Origin of the sequence: Gilvimarinus xylanilyticus (genome assembly GCF_024195295.1) — a bacterium.
In the GTDB taxonomy this organism is placed as follows: Bacteria; Pseudomonadota; Gammaproteobacteria; order Pseudomonadales; family Cellvibrionaceae; genus Gilvimarinus; species Gilvimarinus xylanilyticus.
This window is the reverse complement of the sequence record NZ_JAMFTH010000001.1, coordinates 1,113,630-1,133,548: the sequence shown is the minus strand read 5'-3', so window position 1 is coordinate 1,133,548 and position 19,919 is coordinate 1,113,630. Positions and strand designations below refer to the sequence as shown.

Annotated in this window: 17 protein-coding genes; 16 read left to right on the top strand and 1 reads right to left on the bottom strand. The window is 53.5% G+C overall.

The window, feature by feature from the left end; all coding sequences use genetic code 11:
- Positions 1-68: 68 nt before the first annotated feature.
- Complete coding sequence (gene uxuA / locus M6D89_RS04800; RefSeq protein WP_253966886.1) at positions 69-1,253, bottom strand: mannonate dehydratase; 1,185 nt, start codon at positions 1,251-1,253, stop codon at positions 69-71.
- Between the two features lie 272 nt (positions 1,254-1,525).
- Here uxuA and rpsB point away from each other — a divergent pair, with 272 nt between their 5' ends.
- The 16 genes from rpsB (at position 1,526) to dnaE (ending at position 19,907) form a co-directional block, all read left to right on the top strand.
- Positions 1,526-2,269, top strand: a complete 744-nt coding sequence (gene rpsB / locus M6D89_RS04795) for a 30S ribosomal protein S2 (RefSeq protein WP_253966885.1) — start codon at positions 1,526-1,528, stop codon at positions 2,267-2,269.
- A gap of 107 nt (positions 2,270-2,376) precedes the next feature.
- Positions 2,377-3,246, top strand: a complete 870-nt coding sequence (gene tsf / locus M6D89_RS04790) for a translation elongation factor Ts (protein WP_253966884.1) — start codon at positions 2,377-2,379, stop codon at positions 3,244-3,246.
- 161 nt (positions 3,247-3,407) lie between these two features.
- The gene (gene pyrH, locus M6D89_RS04785) at positions 3,408-4,151 is read left to right on the top strand and encodes a UMP kinase (protein WP_253966883.1); all 744 of its coding nucleotides are present in this window, start codon (positions 3,408-3,410) and stop codon (positions 4,149-4,151) included.
- A complete protein-coding gene (gene frr, locus M6D89_RS04780) occupies positions 4,141-4,698 on the top strand; it encodes a ribosome recycling factor (RefSeq protein WP_253966882.1) in 558 nt (185 codons plus the stop codon). The genes pyrH and frr overlap by 11 nt, the downstream gene beginning before the upstream one ends.
- 111 nt (positions 4,699-4,809) lie before the next feature.
- A complete protein-coding gene (gene uppS, locus M6D89_RS04775) occupies positions 4,810-5,562 on the top strand; it encodes a polyprenyl diphosphate synthase (RefSeq protein ID WP_253966881.1) in 753 nt (250 codons plus the stop codon).
- Positions 5,555-6,403 (top strand): phosphatidate cytidylyltransferase, encoded by an 849-nt coding sequence (locus M6D89_RS04770; RefSeq protein WP_253966880.1) that lies wholly within the window; start codon positions 5,555-5,557, stop codon positions 6,401-6,403. The genes uppS and M6D89_RS04770 overlap by 8 nt, the downstream gene beginning before the upstream one ends.
- Positions 6,396-7,604 (top strand): 1-deoxy-D-xylulose-5-phosphate reductoisomerase, encoded by a 1,209-nt coding sequence (ispC, locus tag M6D89_RS04765; protein WP_253966879.1) that lies wholly within the window; start codon positions 6,396-6,398, stop codon positions 7,602-7,604. The genes M6D89_RS04770 and ispC overlap by 8 nt, the downstream gene beginning before the upstream one ends.
- 8 nt (positions 7,605-7,612) lie before the next feature.
- Positions 7,613-8,968 (top strand): RIP metalloprotease RseP, encoded by a 1,356-nt coding sequence (rseP, locus tag M6D89_RS04760; RefSeq protein WP_253966878.1) that lies wholly within the window; start codon positions 7,613-7,615, stop codon positions 8,966-8,968.
- 88 nt (positions 8,969-9,056) lie between these two features.
- The gene (gene bamA, locus M6D89_RS04755) at positions 9,057-11,720 is read left to right on the top strand and encodes an outer membrane protein assembly factor BamA (RefSeq protein ID WP_253966877.1); all 2,664 of its coding nucleotides are present in this window, start codon (positions 9,057-9,059) and stop codon (positions 11,718-11,720) included.
- 62 nt (positions 11,721-11,782) lie between these two features.
- Entirely contained in the window at positions 11,783-12,295 is a 513-nt protein-coding gene (locus M6D89_RS04750) for an OmpH/Skp family outer membrane protein (RefSeq protein ID WP_253966876.1), read from the top strand.
- A 17-nt stretch (positions 12,296-12,312) separates the two neighbouring features.
- Entirely contained in the window at positions 12,313-13,353 is a 1,041-nt protein-coding gene (gene lpxD, locus M6D89_RS04745) for a UDP-3-O-(3-hydroxymyristoyl)glucosamine N-acyltransferase (protein ID WP_253967700.1), read from the top strand.
- Positions 13,354-13,398: 45 nt separating this feature from the next.
- On the top strand, positions 13,399-13,836 hold the full coding sequence (gene fabZ / locus M6D89_RS04740) for a 3-hydroxyacyl-ACP dehydratase FabZ (RefSeq protein WP_253966875.1): 438 nt from the start codon (positions 13,399-13,401) through the stop codon (positions 13,834-13,836).
- 22 nt (positions 13,837-13,858) lie between these two features.
- Complete coding sequence (lpxA, locus tag M6D89_RS04735; RefSeq protein WP_253966874.1) at positions 13,859-14,629, top strand: acyl-ACP--UDP-N-acetylglucosamine O-acyltransferase; 771 nt, start codon at positions 13,859-13,861, stop codon at positions 14,627-14,629.
- 14 nt (positions 14,630-14,643) lie between these two features.
- A complete protein-coding gene (gene lpxB, locus M6D89_RS04730; RefSeq protein ID WP_253966873.1) occupies positions 14,644-15,786 on the top strand; it encodes a lipid-A-disaccharide synthase in 1,143 nt (380 codons plus the stop codon).
- 3 nt (positions 15,787-15,789) lie between these two features.
- The gene (gene rnhB, locus M6D89_RS04725) at positions 15,790-16,398 is read left to right on the top strand and encodes a ribonuclease HII (RefSeq protein WP_253966872.1); all 609 of its coding nucleotides are present in this window, start codon (positions 15,790-15,792) and stop codon (positions 16,396-16,398) included.
- A 5-nt stretch (positions 16,399-16,403) separates the two neighbouring features.
- Positions 16,404-19,907, top strand: a complete 3,504-nt coding sequence (dnaE, locus tag M6D89_RS04720; RefSeq protein WP_253966871.1) for a DNA polymerase III subunit alpha — start codon at positions 16,404-16,406, stop codon at positions 19,905-19,907.
- Positions 19,908-19,919 lie beyond the last annotated feature (12 nt).

Genomic DNA, 19,919 nt, shown 5'->3' with positions numbered 1-19,919 from the left:
TTAACCGATTGCCCGCTCCGACTACAGCCCGCAGCCGCTGCGGGCTGTAGTCAGGTTTGGGGTGTGCGCTAGCGCGCGGCCAAAGTTTCCAGGGTGTGGATAACCCCGCGAAGCTCCGCCAGGCCGCGCATGCGTCCGCCGTAAGAATAGCCGGGGTTAATGCCGTCGCGGCCGATCTCGTCGCCCATTAGGTGACCGTGATCCGGGCGCATGGCAATCGGGGGCAGCGGGCTTGCTGTCTCGCGCCGACGATGCTCTTCTTTTAGTAGGGCATCAATCAGGCCCACCATGTCATTGTCGCCGTCCAGGTGGTCGGACTCGTAAAACGAGCCATCGGCCTCGCGCTTGATATTGCGCAGGTGGACAAAATAGATGTTGTCGCCGAATTCGCGCACCATATCCACCAGGTCGTTGTCGCCGCGCGCGCCATAAGAGCCCGCACACAGGGTCAGGCCGTTGGCGGGGCTGGGTGCGGCCGCCAACAGAGCGCGGGCATCATCTTGGGTGGAAACCACGCGGGGCAGGCCGAACAGAGAAAAGGGCGGATCGTCAGGGTGAATCGCCAGGCGCACGCCCACTTCTTCGGCCACCGGGATGATTTCGCGCAAAAAGGTAAACAGATTGGCGCGCATGCCCTCGTCGCCCAGCTCGATAAACTGGGCAATGGCCTCGCGGATGCCGTCGCGGGAATAACTGCCTTCACCGCCCGGCAGGCCAGCGATAATATTCTTTTCCAGTAGCGCCTTTTCTTCGTCACTCATGGCGTCAAAGCGTGCCTTGGCTCGCTCTAGAACCTCCGGTTGGTAGTCTGCGGCGGCATTATCGCGTTTAAGCAGGTAGACGTCGTAGGCGGCGAAGTCGCTCATTTCAAAGCGCAGGGCCTGAGATTGGTTGGGTAGGCTGTAGGACAGGTTGGTGCGGGTCCAGTCCACCACCGGCATAAAGTTGTAGCAGACGTCGAAAATGCCCGCCTTTGCGACATTGCGAATGGACTGCTGATAGTTGGCAATATAGGTTTGGTAGTCGCCGGTGCGGGTTTTGATGTCATTGTGCAGCGGGATGCTCTCAATCACGCTCCATTCGAGTCCGGCGGCTTCGATCTCCTGTTTGCGCGCCAGGATTTCGTCCAGTGGCCAAGTCTCGCCGGTGGGAATGTGGTGGAGGGAGGTGACAATACCTGTGGCTCCGGCCTGACGAATATTGGCCAGGGTGACAGTGTCTTGAGGGCCAAACCAGCGCCAAGTCTCTTTCATGGGGTACTCCTGCGTGTGTTTCAGATAGTTTTTGCGACTATAACCGATCTTGCTCGTTTGTGCTCCACGCGACTGAAAAAGCTTTCAGTTGGGGCGGGGTTGTGGTATAAAGCGCGCCTCTTGTAAAAGCGACGGCTGTAACAGGCCCGTTTGCGGTTGCCAGAGATTATCACTTTTAAATGTCACACATATACCGACACGTTCAGTCTGGGTGCCCGCAAGGGTTGGCTGGCGGGTATATGGAGGCCTAACCCGATATACAGGAAAGAATTATGCCTACAGTAAGCATGCGCGATATGCTGCAAGCCGGTGTCCACTTTGGTCACCAAACCCGTTACTGGAACCCGAAGATGGACCGTTTTATCTTCGGCGCTCGTAACAAGATTCATATCATCAACCTGGAGCACACTGTTCCGGCGTTCAACGAGACCCTTGAGCTGGTTAAGCAAATGGGCTCGCAAAAGAAAAAAATCCTGTTTGTGGGCACCAAGCGCGCCGCACAAAAGATCATCAAAGAGCAGGCCGAGCGCGTAGGCCAGCCTTTTGTTAGTCACCGCTGGTTGGGCGGTATGCTGACTAACTACAAAACCATCCGCGCCTCTATCCGTCGCTACCGCGATCTGGAAGCCCAGGCCAACGACGGTACCTTTGAGAAGCTGACCAAGAAAGAAGCTTTGATGCGTACCCGCGACATGGAGAAGCTGGATCGCTCCATCGGTGGTATTAAAGATATGGGCGGTCTGCCCGATGCGCTGTTTGTGGTAGACGTTGATCACGAGCGTATCGCTGTGCAGGAAGCCAACAAGCTGGGTATCCCCGTTATCGGCGTGGTTGATACCAACTCTGATCCCGACGGCATTGATCACGTTATTCCGGGTAACGACGACGCCATCCGCGCGATTCGCCTGTACGTGACTGCGGTTGCGGATGCCTGCGCCGAAGGCGCCGCTCAGGCTCAGTCAGTACCCAATAAAGACGAGTATGTCGCCGCCGACGGTGAAGCTGCCGCTGAGTAAGCCGCAAGCTTGTAACCTTTAGCGCGTAAAGTGCGACACAAAAGGGGGCGAGCCAGGTGGTTTGCCCCTTTTTTCAATAGACATTTGCAAATTAAGAGGATAGATACATGGCAGCTATCTCTGCTTCTCTGGTAAAAGAACTGCGCGAACGCACTGGCCTGGGCATGATGGAATGTAAAAAAGCCCTGGCGGAAGTGGACGGCGATGTTGAGCTGGCAATTGAAAACCTGCGTAAGGCAAGTGGTCTGAAGGCCTCTAAAAAAGCGGGCCGCACCGCCGCTGACGGTGTTGTGTCGGCAAAAGTTGCCGACGACAACAGCTACGCCGTTGTGGTTGAAGTGAACAGTGAAACTGACTTTGTGGCTCGCGATGAAGGCTTTTTGGCGTTTGTAGCCAGCGTTACCGACAAGGCGTTTGCCGACAAGCAGACCGACGTGGCGGCTCTGATGGACGGTGAGCTGGAGTCTGCCCGTGAAGCTCTGGTGCAGAAAATCGGGGAAAACATCGGCGTACGTCGTATTTCTCTGGTTGAAGGCGGTTTGGTTGATGTGTATGTGCACTCCAACAACCGTATCGCCTCAGCGGTTAAGCTGGAAGGTGGCAACGCCGAGTTGGCGCGCGACATCGCCATGCACGTAGCGGCCGTTAACCCGCAAGTGGTTAAGCCCGAAGATATGCCCTCTGATATCGTTGAAAAAGAGAAAGATATCATTAAGGCGCAGCCCGATATGGAAGGCAAGCCTGCGGAAATCGTCGAGAAAATGATGATGGGCCGTATTAATAAGTTCCTTAAAGAAGGTAGCTTGAACGAGCAGCCTTTTGTTAAGAACCCCGAGCTCACTGTGGGTAAACTGGCGAAAGAAGCTGGTGCCAGCATTGATAGCTTTGTTCGCTTTGAAGTGGGCGAAGGTATCGAGAAGGACGAAACCGACTTTGCCGCCGAAGTGGCCGCTCAAGTGGCCGCTTCTAAAGGCTAAGTTTGTTTCACCTGCTTTTGCGCCGACTCACTCTATAGTTCGGTGCAAAAGTGCCCTTGGCGCGCGCGTCAAGGCTAATCAAAAGGAGGTCGGATACCCATCCGGCCTCCTTTTGTTGTAAACTGCCCTCCGTTTTTATCCCAGCCTGCAGGAGATCCGCCATGGCCCATTCTCGCGATAAGAAATACAAGCGTATATTGCTCAAGCTGAGCGGTGAAGAATTGATGGGGGCCGAGGGCTTTGGGATAGACCCCAAGGTGCTGGACAAAATGGCGCTGGAGATTGGCCAGCTGGTGGGTATCGGGGTTCAGGTGGGCCTTGTGATCGGCGGCGGTAATTTGTTTCGCGGCGCCGCGCTCAATGCCGCCGGGCTGGACCGGGTAACGGGCGACCATATGGGGATGCTGGCCACGGTAATGAACGCTTTGGCCATGCGCGACGCTTTGGAGCGCTCCAATATTTCATCGCGGGTGATGTCGGCCATCCCAATGAGCGGTATCGTCGAGCACTATGATCGCCGCCACGCCATTCGCTGCTTGAATGCGGGCGAAGTGGTAATTTTCTCAGCCGGCACCGGCAACCCATTCTTTACCACCGATTCGGCGGCCTGTTTGCGCGGCATTGAGGTTGAGGCCGATATTGTCCTGAAGGCAACCAAAGTTGACGGCGTATACACTGCCGACCCCATGAAAGTGAGTGATGCTACCAAATATGACCGCCTGACCTACGATAAGGTGCTGGAAGATAAGTTGGGGGTAATGGATTTAACCGCGATATGCCTGTGCCGTGAGCATGATATGCCGGTGCGGGTGTTTCGTATGAACAAGAGTGGTGCCCTGCTCAATATCGTCGTGGGCAGCAACGAGGGCACATTAATAGAAGAGGGGAACACCCATGCTGAATGATTTAAAAAAAGACGCCGATGACCGAATGAAAAAAGCCCTGCAGGCGATGGGCAACAATTTGAACAAAATCCGCACTGGTCGCGCCCACCCAAGCCTTTTGGAGGGATTGACGGTTTCTTACTATGGTTCGGAAACCCCTCTGTCTCAGGTGGCTAATATCTCGGTGGAAGATGCGCGCACCTTGTCGGTTAAGCCCTGGGAAAAGCAAATGGTCCCCGAAATCGAAAAGGCGATCATGAAGTCTGATTTGGGCCTAAACCCATCTACAGCGGGTGAGAATATCCGTATTCCGCTGCCCATGCTGACGGAGGAAACCCGCAAGGGCTACATTAAGCAGGCCCGCGCCGAGGCGGAAAACGGCCGTGTGGCTATTCGCAACGTTCGTCGCGATGTGTTGTCTGATGTGAAGTCTCTGCTTAAGGATAAGGAGATTACCGAAGACGAAGATCGCCGTATGCAGGACGATGTACAAAAAATCACCGATAAATATGTAGCCGAGGTCGATAAGGCCTTGGCGCAAAAAGAAGAAGAGCTGATGACGGTTTAAGGCAGCTCTTGCTTAAGCGTTATCAACAATAAGGCAATAAAACGCCTGGTGTTCGCCAGGCGTTTTCGCAAATAAGCCCGAAAAGGGCAGATCCAGGCACCGGAGTCGTGTGTGACAGCTAGTTCGTTACGTCATATCGCCATTATTATGGATGGCAATAACCGCTGGGCCAGGCAGCATAATCTGGCCGGGGTAGCGGGGCATCGCGAGGGTGTCGAGCGCATTCGCGATGTTATGTCAGCCTGCCAGGAGCTGGGCGTGGAGGCTTTGACGTTGTTTGCCTTTAGCAGCGAGAACTGGCGTCGGCCGCGCAAAGAGGTGGATGCGCTTATGTCACTGTTCCAGGTGTACTTAAAGCGCGAGGCAAAAGACCTCAAGCAGCGTGGGGTGCGCTTAAAAGTGGTGGGGAGCCGCGACCGCTTTAGCGACAGCCTCAACAAATCCATTGCCAAGGCCGAAGCTTTGACGGACGTCGCTGAGGCGAAAACCACTCTAGTGATTGCGGCCGATTACGGTGGCCGCTGGGATATTGCCGATACCGCCAAACGCCTTGCGGCTCAGGTGTCCAGCGGGCAATTGAAAGTCGATGAAATTGACGAGCACAGCTTTAATGCCCATACCTCGCTGGCCGAGTTGCCCGCGCTGGACTTATTAATCCGCACCGGCGGTGAGCAGCGCATCAGCAACTTTTTACTCTGGCAGGCGGCTTACGCCGAACTCTACTTTGTGGATACCCTCTGGCCCGATTTTAATGCCGAGGCATTAAAAGCTGCTGCCAATGACTTTTCTAAGCGTCAAAGGCGCTTTGGGCGCACCAGTGAACAGTGTGAACGCGCCTACGCGGACGGAGATTCCTATGCTTAAACAGAGGGTTATGACGGCTTTGGTGTTGGCCGCTGTGTTTGTATTGGCGTTGTTTTATTTGCCGGTACCGTTATTTTCCGCGTTTGTCGCCACGATTGTGTTAATCAGCGCTTGGGAGTGGGCTAATTTAAGCGGATTTTCCAAGCCTTGGCAGAGAGTTATCTATGTCGCCCTGCAGGCCGTGTGCATTTTAGGGGTCGCTTATTTTATTGGCATTATTCAGCCCGATGCCACTCTGGCGGTCGGGGCCACCGAGCGCTATCAAGCTGTTTTGCTAGTCGGGTGCAGCTGGTGGGCGCTGGCGCTTTTGTGGGTCCAGGGTTATCCCTCTAGCGCGCTCTTGTGGGGGCGGCGGGTGATGCGTGCGCTGATGGGGTTTTTCGTCTTGATCCCCACCTGGGCGGCGTTTAGTTATGTACGCTCTCACGACTCGGGCGCTTGGTTGGTGCTATTGATTGTAGCCGTAGTCGCCGCTGCCGATATTGGCGGCTATTTTGTGGGGCGCAAGTTTGGACGTCACAAGTTGGCCCCCAATGTCAGCCCAGGTAAAACCTGGGAAGGTTTTCTGGGTGGGGTTGCGGCCAACGCGATAGTGGGAGCTGTATTGTGGTTGCTGACGGGCAATGCCTTGTGGGCGGTGATCGCCCTGGTAATTACCACGTCGCTGGCCTCTGTCTTGGGCGATTTACTGGAGAGTATGGTCAAGCGCGAGCGCGGCATTAAAGACAGCAGCTCTCTCTTGCCCGGTCACGGGGGGGTGCTCGACCGAGTCGACAGCCTCACCGCGGCTGCGCCGGTGTTTGCGCTTATTTTAATTGCGCTGGAGCTTCGCTTTGGGTAGCCGTCCGCAGTGGGTCACGGTGCTTGGCTCAACCGGCTCTATTGGTGTCAGCACTCTGGATGTGCTTGCCCGTCACCCGGATCGATTCTCGGTGTTTGCGCTTACCGCTCAAACCCGCTGGGAGGCATTGGCCTCGCAGTGCGAGGCTGTTAAGCCCCGCTTTGCGGTCGTGGCGAGTGATGAGCACGCCGCCTTGTTGCGCGCTCGGCTGGCAGAATGCAAGGTGCCAACCCAGGTGTTGAGTGGTGCGGCTGCCCTGGCGGAAGTCGCCGAAGCGTCCGAAGTGGATACCGTTATGGCGGCTATTGTAGGCGCTGCCGGGCTTTTACCCAGCTTCGCTGCGGTAAAGGCAGGCAAGCGTGTACTGCTGGCCAATAAAGAGGTGCTGGTAATGGCGGGGGGGCTGTTTATGACCGCCGCTCGCCGGGCAGGTGCCGAAGTTTTGCCCATCGACAGCGAGCACAACGCGATCTTTCAGTGCTTGCCTCTCGCGGGCGGATTGGCAGCGGGCCTGGATTTGACGCAGCTAGGAGTTCGCAAGATTCTGTTAACGGCCTCGGGCGGCCCTTTTCGCGAAAGCGATGTGAGCGACTTGGCTGCGGTTACGCCGCAGCAAGCCTGCGCCCACCCCAATTGGGATATGGGGCCCAAGATTTCCGTGGATTCCGCCACCATGATGAACAAAGGTCTCGAGTTTATCGAGGCCTGCTGGTTGTTTAATGCCGCCCCGCGCGATATTGAGGTGGTTATTCATCCTCAGAGCGTCATTCATTCGCTGGTAGAATATATCGACGGCTCGGTGCTTGCCCAGTTGGGTAACCCCGATATGCGTACCCCTATTGCCCATGCGTTGGGGTTGCCTTTGCGTTTGGCCTCGGGAGTCGAGCGGCTGGATTTGGTTAATATCGCGCGCCTGGATTTTCAGACTCCAGATGACCAGCGGTTTCCCTGCTTGCACCTGGCGCAGCAGGCCGCCGGGGAGGGAAGAACTGCGCCGGCCGTGTTAAACGCGGCCAATGAAGAGGCGGTCGCAGCCTTTTTGCAGCAGGGCCTCGCATTTACCGATATTGCACGAGTGATCGAGGCGACCTTGGGGCGGGTTAACTTGACTGAACCGGACAGCCTTGAGGTTGTCCAACAGGCCGATTTCGAGGCCAGAGTGATCGCGCGCGAGCTTATCGCCCGACACGCCTTTAGTTAGAGGGTAACGTGGAAATATTCCAATATATATTTTGGTTTTTTGTCGCGATTTTAGTGCTGGTGACTGTACACGAGTTCGGCCACTTTTACGTGGCGCGGCGCTGCGGCGTCAAGGTGCTGCGCTTCTCGATCGGTTTTGGCAAGGTATTAACCTCGTGGCGAGATAAGCACGGAACCGAGTTCGCGCTATCGGCTGTCCCCCTGGGCGGCTACGTGAAAATGCTGGATGAGCGCGAAGGCGAGGTCGCCGAGCACGAGCTGGACCGGGCTTTTAATCGTCAGAGCGTGGGTAAGCGCATTGCCGTTGTGCTGGCGGGACCGCTGGCAAATTTGATTCTGGCGGTGTTGATTTTCTGGCTGGTGCTGGCGGTCAGCGGTGAGCGTGGGATTGCCCCGGTCATCGGCAAGGTAGAGCCAGGCTCCGTGGCCGAGGCCGCAAACCTGGAGGCGGGGCAAGAGATTTTAAAAGTGGATGGTGTCGCCACCCATTCCTGGCAGATGGTGCAGAAACAGCTGCTGCGACGTCTGGGTGAAAGTGGGCCATTGTCCTTTACGGTTCAGTACCCGGAATCGACTCTGCGCTATGAATCGGAAGTGGAGCTGGATAACTGGCTGCGCGGTGCCGATGAGCCCGAGCCCTTGGCGGGCCTGGGTGTGGCACCTTTTATTCCCGAAGTGCCCGCCATTGTGGGGCCGGTGGAAGCGGGCAGTCCGGCCGAACAGGCGGGCTTGCAGTCCGGTGACCATATTGTCGCAGCCAACGATACCGAAATCTCCAGCGCTCAGGCGTGGATCGATTACGTCAAGGCGAGGCCCGAGGCGTTAATTAACCTGGAGGTGGTGCGCGAGGGCCAATCGCTTAATCTTTCTGTCACTCCCGCGCGAGTCAGTGAGGGCGATAGCAGTTATGGGCGAGTGGGGATGGGCTTTGCCGCGTATGAATGGCCCGAGCATCTGATCCGGCAGTGGGAATACTCTCCGGTCAGTGGTTTTGTAGCGGCTGTTGACCGCACTTGGGAAACTTCTGCCTTTGTTCTGTTGTCAGTTAAGAAGCTGATTTTTGGGGAAATTTCCACAAAAAACTTGAGCGGAGCAATCACCATTGCTAAGGTTGCGGGTTCTGAGGCCGAGAATGGTTGGCGCAGTTTTTTGCGCTTTCTGGCGGCTCTAAGCGTCATGCTGGGGGTTTTTAACCTGCTCCCCATACCCGTGCTCGATGGTGGTCATTTAGTGTACTACTTAGTTGAGCTGGTAAAAGGAACACCAGTCTCTGAAAAAGCGCAAATGGTGGGTTACCAGGTTGGTCTGGTCATGGTTGTTGGCCTAACGATTCTGGCACTGTACAACGACATCATGAGGCTTTAACCCTGTAGAATGCAGAGGCCGCCATAGCCTTGGCGGGAAGCGGTGTTGTGTTTGTGCAAACTGACAAATCTAAAATAGAACGTATTATATGATGCAAGTTTTCTCTCGAGTGTTCGGCCTGTTGTTGGCAGTTTGTTTTTCGCTGGCCGTGCATGCACAGACTTTCCGCGTGAATGATATTCGGGTAGAGGGATTGCAGCGGGTCTCGGCCGGTACTGTGTTCAGTGCCATCCCTATCCGGGTGGGTGACACCCTGAGTAATTTAGATGTACAGCGCGCCACTCGCGAGCTGTTTAAAGTAGGCTTGTTTACCGACGTTTCCATCGGCCGCGACGGCGATGTGTTGGTGATTATGGTCGAAGAGCGTCCCGCCATTAACGAAATTGCTATTGAGGGCAATAAGGTCATTAAGACCGAACAGTTGATGGAAAGTCTTACCGAGAATGGCCTTTCGGAAGGGCAAATCTACCAAAGTGCCACTCTTAACATGATCAGCCAGGCACTGGAGCGCGAATACATTGGTCAGGGCCGTTACGGCGCATCGGTGGACCTTGAGGTCGAAGACTTACCCCGCAACCAGGTTAAAGTTCTGGTAGAAATCGACGAGGGCGAAACCGCCCGAATTCGCAAAATTAATATCGTCGGTAACGAGGCCTTTGCTAACGACGAACTGCTGGATTTGTTTGAATTGCAGACAACCGGTTTGTTCTCCTGGATTACCGGCGACGATAAATACAACCGCGAAAAGCTAACCGGCGATATTGAGCGAGTAGAATCTTATTACCTGGATCGCGGTTATCTTGCCTTTAACCTGGACTCCACTCAGGTTTCTCTAAGCCCCGATAAATCCAAGGTGTTTATTACCCTCAATGTAACCGAAGGTGATGTTTACACGGTCAGTGACGTTGACTTGGCGGGCGATCCGGCCATTGACGAGCGCTTTATCCGCCGCATGATTCTGATGCGCGAAGGGCAGACCTTTTCACAGGCGCTGATGACGACTTCATCAGAGTATATTACCAACCGTCTGGGGAACGAGGGTTATACCTTTGCCGAGGTAGAGGGTATTCCCGAACGTAACGATGAAGACAAAACCGTAAAAGTCACCTTCTTTATCGATCCCAAAAAGCGCGCCTATGTGCGTCGGATTAATTTCCGCGGCAACACCACTACGCAAGATGAAGTCCTGCGCCGCGAAATGCGACAAATGGAAGGGGGCGCTGCCTCAACCGCACAAATCGAACACTCCAAAGTGCGTCTGGAGCGCTTGGGGTTCTTTAAAGAGGTGACCGTCGATACGGTCGAGGTGCCGGGTGTTGCCGATCAGGTAGACGTGGACTTTACCGTGGAGGAGCAGCCTTCGGGTAGTATGGGCTTGCAGCTGGGTTATGCGGAATATTCGGGCCTGATTATCTCGGGAAATATTCAGCAAAACAACTGGTTCGGTACCGGTAAGCAGGTGGGCATTTCTGCCAGTCACTCTAATTATCAAACGGCGTATAACTTCCGCTACAACGATCCCTATTTTACCGTTGATGGGGTAAGCCGCGGGTTTAACATTTTCTACCAAAGCAGTGATTATGCGCGGGCGAACGTATCGGGTTACAGCACCGATGTATTTGGCGGTAATGTCAGCTTTGGTTACCCGATTTCGGATGTCGAACGACTGAGCTTTGACATTGGCTTTCGCAACCTAGAGGTTAAGCCGACCAGTTACTCGGTACGGGAAATTATCAATACGCCGCTTTATTCTTCTTCGGCCAGTTACATTACTCAAAGTGAACTGCTGGAAATTCAGGAAAAAATCAGCAGTGGTGAAGATAGCCCCTTTGTTCCCTATGATCCCACGCCCGTCCCAAGCTTGCAGGACGACGTTGATGGCGTGCGCGGTCAGCCGGGCTTTCTCGATGTACATGGCCGTGAGTTTCACGACTTCGTCGCCAATGCCGGCTGGGCTAAATCGACCCTTAACCGCGGGGTGCTGGCAACCCGGGGGGCCTCGCAGCGTTTGGGTATAGAAACCGCCTTGCCGGGCGGCGACCTAGAATATTACAAGGTTACCTATGACGCGCAGATGTTCCAGCCGCTAACCCGTCACCTCACCCTGCGGTTGCGTACCAGTCTTGGTTGGGCGGATTCGTATGGTAAAACTGAAGAGTTACCCTTCTTTGAGCACTACTACGCTGGCGGCTTTGGTTCGGTTCGCGGGTTTGAGCGCAACAGCCTGGGGCCGCGCGGCACCTATGCCGAATCTTCGTTCGCACCTTATACCGCCTGGGATGATGTTAATGGCGATGGCGTAATCGATAATAGCGAGTTAGCCAGCGCGTACTATGTGCTGTGTGAAGACCCGGATATGGGCGGCTATAACCCGGCGCGCCAAACCTGCCGTCCCGGCGAATTGATGACCAATTCGGGCGGCCAGGTGACAGATCAAAGTCGCTCATTTGGGGGCAACTTGCTGGTGGAGACCAGTGCAGAGATTATTTTCCCTCTGCCGTTTATCGAAGATCAGCGCTCTTTCCAGACAGCGTTTTTTATCGACGCGGGTAACGTTTTCGATACCAACTGTGGGGCAACACAGGTAAACTGTTTCGACTTTGCGTTAGACCGCATGAGTATTGCGGCGGGGCTGGGGCTAACCTGGATCTCGGCTTTCGGTCCCATGACCTTTTCTGTGTCTGAGGCTATTCAGAAGAATGAATTGGACGACGAAAAAGGCTTTAACTTTTCCATGGGGCAAACATTTTAACGTCTGAGCGCGTCCGGCGCGTAAATGCATAAATCACAAGCGATTATAAAAGGGGATAGATTGTGAAAACTTTTAAACAAATGTTGGCAGTGGCAGCGATGACGCTGGTAAGTACTTTTGCTATAGCCGAAGGCAAGGTGGTTACCCTGGATATGCAGGCAGCTATTTTGGGCACCGAATTAGCGCAGAAAAGCGTTGAAGATCTGCAGAAAAATACTGAGTTTACGGCTCTGCGCGCCAAGGTTGAGAGCTTGGTCGCCGACATTCAGGCGCTGCAAGAAACCGCTGAAAAAGACGGTATGACCTGGTCGGAAGATCAGCAAGCCGATCACCGCAAAAAGGTCGAGTACTTGCGCGCCGATTACGAGCTGGCCACCAAAAAGCTTCAGGCGGAGCAACAGCAGGTAATGCAGCGTGTTCAGCAACAACTGACACCCAAGGTTCGTCCCGTGCTGGAGAAGCTGATTGAAGACGAAAAAATCGGCATGATTATTAATGCACAATCTGTCTTTCACGCCGACGCCGATCACGATATTACGGCCCAGCTTATCGAGCGCTTAAATAAAGCCAAGTAATTCATTGTCGGACGAAACTGTTTGTGTCTAGTTATACCCTCCGCGAAATCGCGGATTATCTCAATGCTGAACTGATAGGTGATGCCGGTTTAATTATAACCGGCATTGCTGGTTTGGTGGCTGCGCAATCCGACGATATCAGTTTTCTGGCCAACAAAGCCTACCAACACCAACTGGATGATACCGCCGCCGGTGCGGTTATTTTACGCGAGTCTGAAGCGACGCTTTTTTCGGGAAGTAAGCTGGTTGTAGCCGATCCCTATCTAAGCTACGCGCGCCTATCCCGATGGTTCGATAAAGCCCTTGAGGTGGCGCCAGGTATTCACCCCACTGCGGTTATTGATCCTAACGCTCGTATAGGTGAGGGTGTCTCTATTGGCCCGCACGCTGTCATTGGCAAAGGGGTCTTTATTGGTGACGACGTGGTGGTCGGCGCGGGCACCGTAATAGGCGATGGATGCACGGTGGGTGAAAATACTCGTTTCGCTGCCAATGTAACCCTTTACCACAGTGTAATAGTTGGAAAGGGTTGCCGATTTCACAGTAGTTGTGTGATCGGTGCCGATGGTTTTGGTTTTGCGCCCGATCAAAATGCCGGAGGCTGGTGCAAAATTCACCAGTTAGGTGGGGTAGTGATTGGCAATGGTGTTGAAATCGGTGCCTCGACGACTGTCGATCGCGGCGCTCTAGATGACACTGTCATTGAGGATGGCGTGATTATCGATGACCAAGTGCATATTGCCCACAACTGTGTAATAGGGGCGAATACGGCTATCGCCGCTAATTGCGGTTTCGCCGGTAGCACGAAGGTTGGACGTAATTGTACGTTTGCTGGTGCTGTCGGTGTGGTTGGACATATCGATATAGCCGATAATGTGCACGTTACAGGCATGACAATGGTGTCAAAATCCATTCCCGAACCCGGCAGTTATTCTTCGGGCACCAGTGCAGTAACGACTCGCTTGTGGCGTAAAAATGCGGTGCGTTTTAACCAGCTAAACGAGCTTGCGCAGCGTGTACGCAAGCTGGAAACAGACAGCAAACCGTCCGACGCTTAAACTGGCTTGGACGTATTCTTTAGTATTGTATAAGGCCTCAATTCCATGATGGATGTAAACGAAATTCGGCAGCTTTTGCCGCACCGCTATCCCATGTTGCTGGTAGATAGAGTGACCGAGTTGGTAGAAGGTGAGTCAATCGTAGCGTATAAAAATATTTCCATTAATGAAGATATTTTTAATGGCCACTTCCCTGAGTTTCCGGTGTTTCCGGGCGTGCTAATTCTGGAAGCCTTGGCTCAGGCCTCGGGTATCTTGGGTTTTAAAACCATGGATAAAAAGCCCACCGACGGCTCAATTTATCTTTTTGCGGGCATCGATGATGTTCGATTTAAACGTCAGGTTGTGCCGGGCGATCGTCTGCAGCTCGAATCCAGTATTATTTCCTCTAAACGTGGCATTTGGAAGTTTGCCTGTAAAGCGAGTGTAGAAGGCGAACTAGTGGCGTCGGCGACCATTTTGTGTGCTGATCGTAAAATCTAGGTATTTGGGCGAGGCATAGGTTTTGATTGACCCCCAGGCCATTATTCATCCCGACGCCAAAATCGCAAGTGATGTGCGTGTTGGGCCCTGGACAACGATTGGTCCCGACGTCGAAATCGGGGCCGGTAGTGTTATTGAGTCCCATGTGGTTTTAAAGGGCCCCACAAAAATCGGGCGCAATAACCATATCTACCAGTTTTCCTCGGTGGGAGAGGATACCCCGGACCTAAAATACAACGGTGAACCCACGCGCCTGGTTATTGGGGACAACAATGTTATTCGCGAAGGCGTGACGATACACCGGGGCACGGTGCAGGATCGCTCGGAAACCACTATTGGCAATGACAACCTGATCATGGCTTATGTGCACATAGGTCACGACAGTGTGGTGGGCAACCATTGCATTTTGGTGAACAACACTGCACTGGCGGGGCATGTGCATATTGGCGATTGGGCAATACTCAGCGGTTTTACCCTAGTGCATCAATTTTGCAATATAGGCGCCCACAGTTTCACCGGTATGGGCAGTGCGATTGGTAAAGATGTCCCAGCTTTTGTCATGGTAACGGGAGCCCCCGCAGCGGCTAAAAGTATTAATTCGGAAGGATTGCGGCGGCGCGGCTACACCAAAACTCAGATCGCAGCGATCAATCGCGCTTTTAAAATTATTTATCGTCGCGGTCATACCGTTGACGAGGCTCTGCAGCAGTTGCAGCAAATGCAGGCGGACGAGCCGGTCGTCGAGCTTCTTATTGATTCGTTAAAAAGTTCCAAACGCGGCATTGTTCGCTAGGCTTTTGTAACTCTATGCACAGACCTGTACGGATTGGCATTGTCGTCGGTGAAGCTTCCGGTGATATTCTCGGTGCGGGTTTGATTCACGCGCTTAAATCTCTCTACCCCCACGTCGAGTTCTCGGGAATTGGTGGGCCGCTTATGCTAGAGCAGGGCTTCCACTCTTTTTTTCCTCAAGAGCGTTTGGCGGTGATGGGGTTAATCGAGCCTTTAAAGCGTTTGCCTGAGCTTTTGCGAATTCGCAAATTTCTTAAGCAGCATTTTAGCGAACAGCCGCCCGATGCTTTTATTGGTATTGACGCGCCGGATTTTAATTTGGCTTTAGAGGCCCATTTGCGAGCCAACGGGGTTAAGACCGTCCACTATGTCAGCCCCTCGGTGTGGGCCTGGCGCAGCGGACGGATTAAAACCATTCGCCGTGCGGTAGATTTAATGTTGACTCTGCTGCCCTTTGAAACGGATATCTACGCCCAGCATCAAGTGCCCGCGCGCTTTGTCGGCCACCCGCTGGCCGATAAAATTCCCCTGGAAACCGATGTAAATGCAGCCCGAGCCGCGCTCAATATAGATGCCGGCGGCCCGGTCATTGCGCTGTTACCCGGTAGTCGTCAGTCAGAAGTAGAGCGACTGGGGCCTGTTTTTTGGCGCGCCGCACGGCAGATTCACGAGCACAAGCCCGGCACAAAATTTTTGGTTCCCGCGGCCAATGGGCACCGGTATCGGCAGTTACATCAGCAGTTAAGCGAGTTTACCGATTTACCGATTAAACTGATTAACGGGCTCTCGCATGAGGTTATGGCCGCCTCTGATCTGGTGGTCCTAGCCTCAGGCACAACGGCGCTTGAGGCTATGCTGCTGAAAAAGCCCATGATAGTGACTTATCGAATGGCTTCGCTTTCGTTTCGAATTATGAAAGCCATGGCTACGGTTTCTTATGTTTCCTTACCGAACTTGCTGGCCGATAAAGCCTTAGTGCCCGAGCTCCTGCAAGGCGACGCCTCTGCAGAGAATATTTATCGAGAAGTCGTCAATTATTTGGAGAGCCCGGAGAAAGTCGCATCACTGCAAGATCAGTTTTTGTCTTTGCATCAACAGCTGCGCTGCGATGCTAACCGCGAAGCGGCCCGTGCGGTTGCTGAGCTTATCGATGGTTAAAACATGTTAGAGCCCTTTGTAAGTTGCTATAAAGGTGAGCTATTCGCCGGTGTCGATGAAGTTGGGCGCGGACCCCTGGCGGGCGATGTCGTTGCCGCGGCGGTTATTCTCGACCCACAAAAACCGATCGAGGGGTTGGCGGATTCAAAAAAATTAACCGAAAAGCGCCGTGAAGCATTGTTTATTGAGATTCAGAAAAACGCCTTGTCGTTTTGCATTGCCCGTGCCTCAGTAGCTGAAATCGACCAGCTTAATATTCTGCAGGCCAGTTTGCTTGCCATGAAGCGCGCGGTAGAAGGTCTGTCGGTTGCGCCCGAGCATGTGCTGGTGGATGGTAATAAAATTCCCACTTGGTCGTATCCGGCCGAATCGGTGGTTAAGGGAGATAGCCGGGTAGCCGCAATCAGCGCGGCATCGATTCTGGCAAAAGTCACTCGGGATCGGGAAATGGTCGAGCTGGACAAGGTGTATCCGGGTTATGGCTTTGCCGGACACAAAGGTTATCCCACCAAAGTGCATATGCAAGCACTGGAAAAACAGGGGCCGTGTAAAGCTCACCGGGTGAGCTTTGGGCCGGTAAAACGCCAACTTGAACAACTGGAAATGTTTTAGAGTTTATGTCGGTATCATTTGTTCATCTGCGCCTGCACACAGAGTATTCTCTGTCGGACAGTATTATTCGAATCAAACCCCTGACGGCTCGCTTAGCCGAGTTGGGGATGCCTGCCTGTGCGATTACGGATCAAACAAACTTTTACGGCCTGATAAAATTTTACAAAGCCATGCAGGGGCAGGGTATTAAACCCATTGCGGGCAGTGATTTTTTAATCGCCGGTGCCGACAGCGAGAGCAAGCCTACTTTAATTACATTGCTGGCAATGAACGATGAAGGCTATAAAAATATTATTGCCCTGATTTCTCGCGCCTACCAGCAGGGGCAGCAGCAGGGCATCGCCTATGTGCAGCGTTCCTGGATTGAGGAATACACTGAGGGTGTAATCGCTCTGTCAGGTGGTCGGTTGGGCGAAGTGGGCATGTCGCTTTTATCGGGCCGTAAAGCGCAGGCCGCCGATGATTTGCAGTATTGGATGTCGCAATTTCCCGGGCGTTTTTATCTCGAACTGCAACGCACCGGCCGCGAATACGAAGAAAGCTACCTGCACTCGGCCATTGATTTATCGGCGCGTTTTCAATGCCCGGTGGTGGCAACCAATGACGTTCGCTTTTTAAAGGCGGATGACTTTGAAGTGCATGAAGCGCGGGTTTGTATTTCCGAGGGCCGCACGCTCGATGATCCCCGCCGCGAAAAGCGCTACAGCGAACAGCAGTATTTGCGCTCGGGCGAAGAGATGCAGGAGTTGTTCAGCGATATCCCGGAAGCTCTGCAAAACTCCGTTGAAATCGCTAAACGCTGCACGGTTAATATTCATCTGGGTGAATATTTTCTGCCGCAATACCCTATTCCCGAGGGAATGACCGAGAACGACTTCTTCGAGAAAGTCTGTTTTGATGGCCTTTATGACCGGTTAGAGTGGATTTTAGATAAAAACCAAGCGGATTATCAGGAGCAAAAAGCGCTTTACGAAAAGCGCCTGCGCTTTGAGCTGGATATCATTCTGCAGATGGGGTTTCCCGGCTACTTTCTGATTGTAATGGACTTTATTCAGTGGGCCAAGGATAACGGTATTCCAGTCGGTCCCGGGCGTGGTTCGGGTGCAGGCTCTCTGGTGGCTTACTCGCTCAAAATTACCGACCTGGACCCGCTGCAGTACGATTTGCTGTTCGAGCGTTTCCTGAACCCCGAGCGGGTTTCTATGCCGGATTTCGATGTGGACTTCTGCATGGAAAACCGCGACAGGGTGATTAGCTATGTGGCCGATACCTACGGCCGCGAAGCGGTCAGCCAGATTATTACCTTCGGAACTATGGCCGCTAAAGCGGTGGTGCGCGATGTGGCCCGGGTGCTGGGTAAGTCTTATGGTTTGGCAGATAAGCTCTCAAAACTGATTCCCCCGACACCGGGTATGACCTTGAAGCAGGCCCTGGAAGAAGTGGACCAGTTGCGGGAAATGCTGGATACCGATGGCGACGCCCAGGAAATTTGGGAGATGGCGGTTAAGCTTGAGGGCTTAACCCGTAACGTGGGTAAACACGCCGGTGGGGTGGTGATTGCGCCCAATAAATTAACGGATTTTTCACCGCTGTATTGCGATGAATCTGGTAAGGGCTTGGTAACCCAGTATGACAAGAACGATGTCGAAGAGGCCGGTCTGGTTAAATTCGACTTTTTGGGGTTGCGCACCTTAACCATTATCGACTGGGCGATGGAGATGATTAACGCCCAGCGGGTAAAGGCTTCACAAGAACCTTTGGATATCAACGCCATCGATCTGCAAGATGGCAAAACCTTTGCCCTGCTAAAGCGCGCGGAAACCACGGCCGTCTTCCAGCTCGAATCGCGCGGCATGAAGGATTTGATTAAGCGTCTCAAGCCTGACAACCTGGAAGATATGATCGCCCTGGTGGCGCTGTTCCGTCCCGGTCCGCTGGATTCGGGTATGGTAACCGACTTTGTGAACCGCAAGCACGGCCAGGCCGAAGTTGCCTATCCGGATGCTAAATATCAGCACAAGTGCCTGGAGCCGATACTGAAGCCCACCTATGGGGTTATCGTGTATCAGGAGCAGGTGATGCAGATTGCCCAGGAGTTGGCGGGCTACAGCTTGGGTGGTGCCGATTTGTTGCGTCGCGCCATGGGTAAAAAGAAACTCGAAGAGATGGCCAAGCAGCGCGAAATCTTTAAAGAAGGCGCTAAAGGCAAGGGCATTGACCCCGACTTGGCGATGAAGATTTTCGACCTGGTGGAAAAGTTTGCCGGCTATGGTTTTAACAAGTCTCACTCGGCGGCCTATGCATTGGTGTCCTATCAGACCGCCTGGCTAAAAGCGCATTATCCGGCGCACTTTATGGCCGCCACCATGAGCTCGGACATGGATAAAACCGACAAGGTGGTGACCTTTATTGAAGAGTGTCGCACCATGGGGCTCACGCTTTTACCGCCGGATGTGAACCGCGGCGAGCTGAAATTTACGGTGGATGACGACAATAATGTCATTTATGGCTTGGGTGCGATTAAGGGATTGGGCGAGGGGCCGGTCGAAAGTATTATCAGTGCGCGCAATGAAGGTGGCCCCTTCCAAAACTTATTTGATTTTTGTGCCCGTATTGACCCTAAAAAGGTTAATAAGCGCGCACTGGAGGCGTTAATTCGCTCGGGTGCGGCCGATAATTTAGGCCCCGGCATCGAGCTGGATAAAGACCGCGCGGTTATGTTTTCGGCGATTGGCGAAGCGGTAAAGGCCGCCGAGCAAAGTGCTGCCAACGCCAGTGCCGGAATGGTGGATTTGTTTGGCGATGTGGTTCCCGTCGCTACGGAAACCGAAGACGCCTACCGGGAGTTCTCGCGGGTTCACGCCTGGTCGATGAAAGAGCGCTTACAGGCCGAAAACGACACCTTGGGTTTGTACCTGACAGGTCACCCCATTGATGAATACGAACACGAAATACAGCATTTGGTTTCCTGCCGTATTTCCAATTTGCAGCCGGACAAAAAAGCCCAGCGTATCGGGGGACTAGTGGTTGCCTCGCGCACCATGAAAACCAAACGCGGCGATACCATGGCGTTTATTACCCTGGATGATCGCACGGGACGAATTGAAATTGCGGTGTTCGCCGACACTTTTACCGAGTTTCGCGAGCTTTTAGTCAAAGACGCACTGTTGTTGGTCGAGGGGCAAGTAAGCCATGACGACTACAACAATTCGTTAAAGATGCGTGCCGACAGTATTAAAAACTTGGCCGAAGCACGGCAAGAAAAAGCCCGTGCGCTGCGCTTAACCCTTCAGGGTAGCGGTTTAAGCGCCGGGTTTAATGCTCAGCTAAAAAATTGCCTTGAACCGTATCGCGACGGCGTGTGCCCGGTGGTTATTGACTATCAGCGCTCGGATGCCCGATGTGAGCTGGTACTGGGCAGCGACTGGGGTGTGCGTCCGGAAGATGAACTGCTACAGCGATTGCGCAATGAATACGGTATGGACAGCGTTAAGTTACAGTATCGCTAATAACTTTTGGCA

What these genes read in the sequence shown, in the direction of transcription:
- uxuA (WP_253966886.1), bottom strand. Translation starts at nt 1,253, where the DNA reads ATGAAAGAGACTTGGCGCTGGTTTGGCCCTCAAGACACTGTCACCCTG.
- rpsB (WP_253966885.1), top strand. Translation starts at nt 1,526, where the DNA reads ATGCCTACAGTAAGCATGCGCGATATGCTGCAAGCCGGTGTCCACTTT.
- tsf (WP_253966884.1), top strand. Translation starts at nt 2,377, where the DNA reads ATGGCAGCTATCTCTGCTTCTCTGGTAAAAGAACTGCGCGAACGCACT.
- pyrH (WP_253966883.1), top strand. Translation starts at nt 3,408, where the DNA reads ATGGCCCATTCTCGCGATAAGAAATACAAGCGTATATTGCTCAAGCTG.
- frr (WP_253966882.1), top strand. Translation starts at nt 4,141, where the DNA reads ATGCTGAATGATTTAAAAAAAGACGCCGATGACCGAATGAAAAAAGCC.
- M6D89_RS04770 (WP_253966880.1), top strand. Translation starts at nt 5,555, where the DNA reads ATGCTTAAACAGAGGGTTATGACGGCTTTGGTGTTGGCCGCTGTGTTT.
- bamA (WP_253966877.1), top strand. Translation starts at nt 9,057, where the DNA reads ATGATGCAAGTTTTCTCTCGAGTGTTCGGCCTGTTGTTGGCAGTTTGT.
- fabZ (WP_253966875.1), top strand. Translation starts at nt 13,399, where the DNA reads ATGATGGATGTAAACGAAATTCGGCAGCTTTTGCCGCACCGCTATCCC.
- lpxB (WP_253966873.1), top strand. Translation starts at nt 14,644, where the DNA reads ATGCACAGACCTGTACGGATTGGCATTGTCGTCGGTGAAGCTTCCGGT.
- rnhB (WP_253966872.1), top strand. Translation starts at nt 15,790, where the DNA reads ATGTTAGAGCCCTTTGTAAGTTGCTATAAAGGTGAGCTATTCGCCGGT.
- dnaE (WP_253966871.1), top strand. Translation starts at nt 16,404, where the DNA reads ATGTCGGTATCATTTGTTCATCTGCGCCTGCACACAGAGTATTCTCTG.